The following is an 8,489-nucleotide window of genomic DNA, read 5'->3' on the forward strand; positions in this document are numbered from 1 at the left end:
AAAGTCATGGAACGAGAGGCTCTGAGGCTTCACCTACGTCAAGGACACCACTTTCACCTTGACTGGCAAGCTCGAGACCCGCTTGCTGGGCGGCAACGGCCAGATCAAACGCCTCCTCGAACGCGATCCCAACACTGACTGGCTCTCCCGCGTCGCCACCCAGACCAAGGCGGACACCTCCACACCGAACACCGTGCAAGACGACCGCTACAGCTACAACGTCGCCGGCAACATCACCCGCGTCCTGGACGCCGCCTCGGCCATCCCCGGCAGCACCGACGGCCAGTCCGAATGCTTCACCTACGACGGCCTGCTCCGCCTCAAGACCGCCTACACCACAACCACCAGCTCCTGCACCGGCACCGGCGACGCCAAGGGCATCGACCCCTACAGCCAGGCCTACGCCTACGACAAGGTCGGCAACATCACCACCCTGACCGACAACGGCCAGACCGCCACCTACACCTACCCCGCCCCCGGCCCCACCGCCGTCCGCCCGAACGCCGTCACCAGCATCACCCGGCCCAGCGGCACCGACACCTACGCCTACGACAACAACGGCCAACTCGCCGCACGCACCGTCGCCGGCAAGCAAGCCACCTTCGACTGGAGCCAACTCGGCGAACTCACCCAGGCCACCGTGGACGCCCAGCAAACCAGCATGGTCTACGACGCCGACGGCGAACGGCTGATCCGGCGCGACCCCGACGGCAGCACCACCCTCTACCTCGGCGCCATGGAACTGCGCCTGGCCGGCGGCCAGGTCACCGCCAAGCGGTACTACACCGCCGATGACGGCCTGGTGGCCATGCGCGACACAGGCGGCGTCACCTGGATGCTCGCCGGTAAGCACGGCAGCACCCAACTCGCCGTCAACGACGCCACCGGCACCGTCAGCCGCGAACGCTACCTGCCCTTCGGCCAACGCCGCGGCAGCGACGACCTACCCTTCACCGACCGCGGCTTCCTCGGCAAGACCGAAGACGCCTCCACCGGCCTGACCTACCTGGGCGCCCGCTACTACGACCCGGCCATCGCCAAGTTCATCTCCACCGACCCCGAACTCGACCTGCGCACCCCCGAGTGGGCCAACCCCTACTCCTACGCCGCCAACAACCCCATCGACCAATCGGACCCCGACGGCCGCCGCGTCGACGCCGGGGGCGGCAGCTCCGACAAAAGCTACGGCTACTCCCGCGACAAGAACCGCCCCAACGCCAACCAGAACTTCGCCCAAACCCACAACCCCAACGGGTCAAAGAAGACCGCCCGCGAGCGGAAGATCCATAAGAAGCGGCACCAGCAGTACGAGAAGAATAGCAAGAAAGAATGGACCAAGAACAATCTTCGGGACTCCCGCCGGGACGCGCTTAGAAAGCAAACGGACCTCGACCTCAGATCGGCTCGCGATACGCTGCCTGCCGGTGATGACCGAAATGGCGTCCCAGGGGTCAACATGCCCATCCGAAACATTCCGATGGGCAGCATCAAACTGCCCAATCTCAAAATTCCGCCATATGTGTCGAAGGCGAAGCCCTGCAACAGTTTTGCAGTTGGCACCAAGGTGCTGATGGCGGATGGCGCGTCCAAGGCGATCGAAAAGGTTGTGATCGGTGATGCCGTCATGGCGACGGATCCCGAAGCCGGAACTACGTCAGCGAAAACTGTGACGGCGGTCATCGTCGGAGCAGGAGGCAAGAAGCTCGTTGAGCTGACCATCCAGGAAAGCAACGAGAGCGGCAAGAGAGCAGACGGGGGCGACAAGAGCGCCGGCACGGTGATCGCCACCGATGAGCACCCGTTCTGGGTTCCCGATCTGCGGAAATGGGTCAACGCCGGCGATCTCCAGCCCGGCATGTGGCTGCGAACGTCCGCTGGAACTCACATCCAGGTCACAGCCGTCAAAAAGTGGACTGCCGCCCAGCGTGTGTACAACATAACCGTCGCCGATCTCCACACGTACTATGTGGCAGCCGGATCGGCGCAGGTTCTGGTACACAACGCCGAACCGTGCAGCGGAGTCGCCCTGGGCTACCGGGCGCACGGCACACGCAAATTCGCCGAAGACATGCGAGCCAAGCACTTCTTGGACGAGGGCCCCGACACCTGGCGAGCTCCCGCCCAGAAGGCGATAGCTGACGGAGACGTACCACTGCACGTCAACATGAAGGGTTTCTCGGGAAGCTTCGAGGATATGGCCAAGAGAGGCCTCGGTCGAGGCGGCGTTGCTCCACACGCTACAGAAGAGGAAATGGGCTGGATCGCGAGAGCAGTCAGGAACGGACGAAGATCGTGGAGTTCGATCAAGTTCTACAACGAAGCTGGAAACGTTGTGGACATTCCAGAACCTGACTGGTCGACATTCGGCCGGCTGAGGGACTTCCCCTTCTGACGATCCGGCAGGGAGCGGTCAGCCATCCGCTCGGGCCGCCATCGGGTCCGAGCGGATTACCATGGCTGTGGCCGACCAGCATGGCCCGTATGGAAGGATGTCCGTCGTATGAGCGACAGAGGAACAAATGCAAAGCCGACGCGATCGGCTGAGATGGTGATCAACGCAGGCCTGTACCCTGATCTTCTGCGCGCTGGCGGGCTCGCCCCCGCTCTGAGGGAAACCGCTCATGCGATGAAAATCGATCTCGGTCCCGTGAATGGGCAGAGCGGAGACGGGCGGCATATTACCGCAAAAATCGAGTCTAGCCGCGGGACGATCTCCATCCTGCTCGGGGTCGAAATGCGGCAGTTCTCTATAAATATCTATGGCAGCACGTTCTCCTGGGCTTACGGCTTTACCGATTCTCTTGTGGACGTGGCCAGAGTGGCGGACGCCTGGCGCGCCAATGTGACGCTGCGAGAGCTGATCCGAAGGTTTCCTTTCATGGATTACGACGAGGTGGCGGCCTCGTACGAGAACGGCACTCCTATTGAGGGGCAGTGGGAGCGACTGTTCGCCGATTCCGATCTGATCGAGATGCAGGGATTGCTGCGCTCGGCGCATGCGAGACGAGAACTTGCAACACTTTTCCCTTATGTCAGCCATATGACGCTACGTTTCGTCGCGGACCCTCACGCGAGATCGGGTGCGACCATGTCCATCACGCCGAGCGCCACGGGGGTCATGAGGGTGGAGATTCTAGGCAGAAGTGAGACGCGAAGAGAAGTACCCTCAATCGATGATGCGGTCGAATTGGCGGTCTTGTATTCGGCCATGCTCGCCCCGCCTGTAGGCGAATGAGGGCAACGGGCATCGTGTGGATTCGAATATTCAGTCGTTGATCGTGCCAAATATGTGCGTAAAATCTGATCGTCCTTGCCGATGGGTTCGTCGCGAGCCACCGCAGCCGTGGACGGTGGCGAGGTAGTTCAGGCTCTTGCGGGGCAGATCCACGTCGACGATCAGGTCAGCCCGGCCCTCACCGTTGAGGAGTGTCGGGGTGGCAGGTGAGCAGTGTGCTGGTCCGCGGCGGGGTCCGAGGTCAGTTCGCCGTACATGCCTGCGGGAAGGGTGGCGGTCCAGGCCGGATGCAGTGGCCGCAGGTTCGGCCGGGACCACAAGCCCAGCGCCGCCCGGATCGTCGTGGATTCGTTCGTGATCGACATGACAGCTTGGGCCGCCTGGGGCGCAGTGGCGGCGTCCATTCCGACGGCCTCCTGCAGTTCCCTGCGCCCCCATCCTTCGGCGGCCGATGCCAGGTGGGCCAGCAGTGGCCAGGCGCCTGCGCTGGCCATCACGACCGATCCGCCCGAACAGGTCTTCACCCATCGGGCGGTCAATGCGTTCACCGCGGTCACCGAGTCGTGCTGGTGTTGGCGGTTCATGCGGGTGACCGTACAACGGCCAAAAGTCTTGGGCGTAGAGATTTCTGGCCTTGGGGTGCACCAGGGTGGTGCGTGCTCGCTGCGGATGGTGAGCGGCTGAGGGGAGATTTGATCAATCGGCCGCCGCTCAGGGCGGGCAACGGTGATCTTTGCAGGTTGGCCATTCTGGTGGGGTTGGCGTTGATGATGTCGATCTGGCGGGCGTGGCAGTGACGGTCGTGGTTCTATAGCCGGGTGGGCGTGGGCATTCTGGAGCCCTGGGTAATCCCTAAATCGGCACCTGATCTGGGGAAACGCAGCCAAGATCATCCCGGCCATATCCCCGGATCATGGTCCTACGGCTGCATACGGGCGCCCCCAGCTGCCTATCAAGATCTGCCAAGCAAAAGACCTGCGGCGGGAAAACCGCAGGTCAGGGGCTGAAATGCCTGATCAGAAGCGTGCCCCCGGCAGGATTCGAACCTGCGGCACCCGCTTTAGGAGTCAGGCGAGCATTCCTGATGTTTTCCCAGGTCAGAAGGGTAGGGAGGGGACCAGTGGAACGAGATTGCGCACGTATTTGGCACAGCCAAATCTGCTCGGGCTGTTGCTGCACTCTTATGCAGCCACTGGTTGTCCAAAGGAACCGTCCCTTGCGTGAGTGATATGCGATCACCGCGCCGACCCGGAGCGGCAAGACGAGACCATCCCCGCGTGCGCGGGGAGCACACCGGGCCCATGCCGCGGTACGGGTCGAGCGGGGGACCATCCCGCGTGCGCGAGGAGCACCTGGCCAGGACGTAGGCGTCGGCCTCGTTGTCAGGACCATCCCCGCGCGCGAGGAGCACACCAGGCCGTGCCAGTCGTCGCCGCTGTAGAAGGGACCATCCCCGCGTGCGGGGAGCACTCCCGCCAGTCGGGCGAGGACGCCGGCCGCGAGGGACCATCCCCGCGTGCGTGGGGAGCACCCGCCCCGACACCTCGCCCCCATCTACCAGCAGGGACCATCCCCGCGTGCGCGGGGAGCACGGCCGGATGAAGCCACTGCCGGCCCACGGGAGGGGACCATCCCCGCGTGCGTGGGGAGCACAAGGCCAAAAAGCACCAGCTAGAAGGCGCTCGGGGACCATCCCCGCGTGCGCGGGGAGCACTGGGCCAGCATCACCAGCTCGATCTGGCCGTAGGGACCATCCCCACGTGCGCGGGGAGCATGCGATTCCGGGCCGCTCAAACCAGCCGATGACGGGACCATCCCCGCGTGTGCGGGGAGCACGTCTGCGCTGAGTACCGGATCCCGCACTCGGAGGGACCATCCCCGCGTGCGCGGGGAGCACAACATCGACCGGGCCGTCACCCACCTGCTCACGGGAGCATCCCCGCGTGCGCGGAGAGCACGTGCCTCGATCACGAGATGTTGCCACAAGCTCGGGACCATCCCCGCGTGCGCGGGGAGCACTGCGCATCCGCCAGGTCCTCACGCAGATCCGCGGGATCACCCCCGCGTGCGCGGGGAGCACCGCGTGTCCGACCAGTCCGAGCTCGACTACCTGGGACCATCCCCGCGTGCGGGGAGCACGGAGAGGAGAAGATCCTCGGCGTGCAGGTCTGGGGACCATCCCCGCGTGCGCGGGGAGCACTAGAGGGCGCGCACGGTCTCGATCACTGGCCAGGGACCATCCCCACCTGCGCGGGGAGCATATCCGCGGAAACATCTACGGCAACGCTGACCTGGGACTACCCCCGCGTTGTCCGTGTGCGGGGAGCACTTTCGTTGACCTGCGGCGTTGTCCATGGCTGGGCTCGGAATTGAGCACTTCCATAGAAAAGTGCATAGCGGATATTTTGGTTATCAAGCTGCTGATTCAGTCGTTCCAGGCTGCATCATCGGCGGGGTGGCGGGCAACTTGGCTCGACTCCCCGCAAGATGTGGCCGTCCCCGTGTGCACGGGGAACTCCCCTGGACTCTCCGTGACGGATTCTCCGGCGAAACCCATCCCCGCGTGCGTGGGGAGCACGCCGTCCAGTCGATCACGCCGTACATCGCGCAGGGACCATCCCCGCACGCGGGGAGCACGCCGAGTTGTTCGGCTGCACGATCGACGACCTGGGACCATCCCCGCGTGCCGCGGGGAGCACACGGCGACCGAGACTCCGGACGGGTCGTCGTAGGGACCATCCCCACGTGCGCCGGGAGCACATGGCGGAGGCCACGGAGGAGATGGCCGTCCTGGGGCCATCCCCGCGTGCGCGGGGAGCACCTGCTCAGCGTAGTCCTCACCCTGGGGCTGTGGGGACTATCCCCGCGTGCGCGGGGAGCACTGGGAGGTCCCCGAGTATCGCAGCAAGGCGCAGGGACCCATTCCCGCGTGCGCGGGGGAGGACTCGGGCAGGGCGATCGTGTCACCCATCGTCAGGGGATCATCTCCGCGTGTGCGGGGAGTACTCAGTGGCGTTCCACGCACCGTTGGCCACCTCGGGACCATCCCCGCGTGCGCGGGGAGCACTCGCGCTGCGACCGGAGCGCGTCGCTCCACTCGGGACCATCCCCGCGTGCGCCGGGAGCACGACGGCGAGGCTTTCCGGCAGGCGCTCACCACGGGACCATCCCCGCGTGTGTGGGGAGCACATCGTGCTCTTCATCGACGAACAGCGGATGGTGGGACCATCCCCGCGTGCGCGGGGAGCACTGCAGGGGTTCGAGGGTTGACACGGGATCTCCGGGACCTTCTCCGCGTGCGAGGGGAGCACCCCAGGGCCGCGGTCAGACCGTTGCCCGTGGCGGGGACCATCCCCGCGTGCCCGGGGAGCACCCTCGACGACCTGCATATTTATCGGCCGTCGAGGCCGTTTTGGAGCACTTTCGTGGAATCGGACATTGCGGACCTCTTCCGTGGGCTGGTACATGACGGCAAGGTATGTGGGTGGCTGGTGCCGAGACAAGCGCGAGCGTTGCCTGCAAGCCGCCGTGTGCGTGTCGTTGGCACGATCATCCGCCAACGATCGGCTACAGCTGTGCATCATCGGATACCCAGAAAGCTGCGCTGCTCGCTGGACGCCGGCCTGTATCCGTTGGCATGGCTGGCACGCTCGGGCAGAAGGCTAACGAGGGCGGCCGGATTGCCAATGTGCCGGTGGCCTGGCGCTAAGTCTGACGTGCGATGCGAGATCCCTCACCTGGAGCTGGCCATTGCCGAGGACGGCGCCGATTTCGTCTGCTGGTGCTGAGACGCGGGCACGGGTCTTTAGGGAAAGCACCCAACTGATCGACGTCGCTGGTTCGAGCAGGGGGCTCATCGCGGACGGAATGTGCGAGTCTCGGAACGGGACGCAAGGCCATCCGTCTTCTCTTGTTGCTTCGAAGGTGATACACGATAAGACATGGTCGATATCGGCAGACTGGAAAACGTTCCGTTACGGGCGATTTGGCCGAATGAAGCCAAGGACTTCACCCCATGGCTGGCTGACAATCTCGACGTCCTTGGTCAGGCTGTCGGGCTCGCACTGGATTTCCGGCATCGGGAGTACGCCGTGGGCCGTTATGCCCTGGACCTTCTGTTGGAAGATGCTCAGGGACGGATCGTTGTGGTGGAGAATCAGCTCGAGTCTACAGATCACGGACACTTGGGACAGCTCCTCACGTATTGCGCCGGCACTCAAGCTAAGGTGGTGATCTGGGTCGCCCAGAGCGTGACCGAAGAGCATGCCGCTGCGCTGGAGTGGCTTAACAACAACACCGTCAGCGGAATCGGGTTCTTCGGCGTCGAGGTTGAGGTGCTCCGCATCGGCGATTCCGTTCCCGCGCCGAACTTCAAGGTGGTGGTCAGGCCCAACGACTTCACCAAGGACACTCAGCGCAACCGTACGCAGGCCACCTCGTGGACCTGGGACGCATATGTCGAAGATCTGCGGGTTCCCCGGGAAAGGGCCGCGGTTGGCAAGCGTCTCCTTGAGGCGATAACAGATGAGATCGAGAAACGTGAACTCGCCTGGCAGCCGGTCATGAGAAAGGGCTACGCCGCCATCCAGCGGTCCGGCGGCTACAACGTGTTCGTGATCGACGTATTTTGGAACCGGGCACCGCGCTTGGCGGTGAAACTGCCCGCCCCTCCGGCCGAGCTCGGTCTCGCTAGTCCCTATCCTCACCTACAGGATGTGTGGACCTCCGCCGAGCGTGAGTGGGGGTGGACAGTCCCGCCAGGCACCGAGCTCCCCGCCCTTGAACCGCTGTTCGAACTCGTGCTGCCCTTCCATCCCACTGCCGGTCCGACGCAAGTCCCCTCTCCGGCTTACCGACCCGGCGCGCAACCATGAGAGCGCCATCAACCACACCGCAACCCTGGACGATTACAAGCGGAATCGGGTCCATCTACACGTGCGCGGAGAGCGCGACGTCTCGCCCTTGGAGAAGCCTTCGTGGCTGTGGACCATCCCCGCGTGCATGGGGAGCACGTCGTCCTGCTGGCGGTGCACTTCCTGCCGCCGCTGGGACCATCCCGCGTAGGCAGGAAGCACTGACTGCTGCCTCTGACGCGCACGCCGCAGACGGGACCATCCCCGCCTGCGCGGGGAGCACGTGGGCTCGGCCTGTGCCTCGGTTGTAGAACGACACTCCGTTTGAGCACGTAGATGACGTGCGGCGACATGGCCGTTGTCCATGATCTTGAGTGTGATTGAGTCAATCGTCGCTGTTC

The 8,489-nt window shown here is 64.3% G+C and carries 4 protein-coding genes; 3 read left to right on the forward strand and 1 reads right to left on the reverse strand.

Annotation, left to right across the window (positions count from 1 at the left end; all coding sequences use genetic code 11):
• The first annotated feature begins 58 nt into the window (after positions 1-58).
• Entirely contained in the window at positions 59-2,392 is a 2,334-nt protein-coding gene (locus ACIBI9_RS38860; protein ID WP_397229883.1) for a polymorphic toxin-type HINT domain-containing protein, read from the forward strand.
• 108 nt (positions 2,393-2,500) lie between these two features.
• Positions 2,501-3,235: a DUF6193 family natural product biosynthesis protein gene (locus ACIBI9_RS38865; protein WP_397229885.1), complete on the forward strand. Its 735-nt coding sequence runs from the start codon at positions 2,501-2,503 to the stop codon at positions 3,233-3,235.
• A 161-nt stretch (positions 3,236-3,396) separates the two neighbouring features.
• On the opposite strand, the gene ACIBI9_RS38870 is transcribed toward ACIBI9_RS38865, so the two are convergent.
• Positions 3,397-3,819, reverse strand: a complete 423-nt coding sequence (locus tag ACIBI9_RS38870) for a hypothetical protein (RefSeq protein WP_397229886.1) — start codon at positions 3,817-3,819, stop codon at positions 3,397-3,399.
• 3,357 nt (positions 3,820-7,176) lie between these two features.
• Here ACIBI9_RS38870 and ACIBI9_RS38875 point away from each other — a divergent pair.
• Complete coding sequence (locus ACIBI9_RS38875; RefSeq protein ID WP_397229888.1) at positions 7,177-8,109, forward strand: hypothetical protein; 933 nt, start codon at positions 7,177-7,179, stop codon at positions 8,107-8,109.
• Positions 8,110-8,489 lie beyond the last annotated feature (380 nt).

This window comes from Nonomuraea sp. NPDC050451 (genome assembly GCF_044458585.1).

Coding starts and splice junctions, on each gene's coding strand:
- ACIBI9_RS38865 (WP_397229885.1), top strand. CDS start 2,501: ATGAGCGACAGAGGAACAAATGCAAAGCCGACGCGATCGGCTGAGATG.
- ACIBI9_RS38870 (WP_397229886.1), bottom strand. CDS start 3,819: ATGAACCGCCAACACCAGCACGACTCGGTGACCGCGGTGAACGCATTG.
- ACIBI9_RS38875 (WP_397229888.1), top strand. CDS start 7,177: ATGGTCGATATCGGCAGACTGGAAAACGTTCCGTTACGGGCGATTTGG.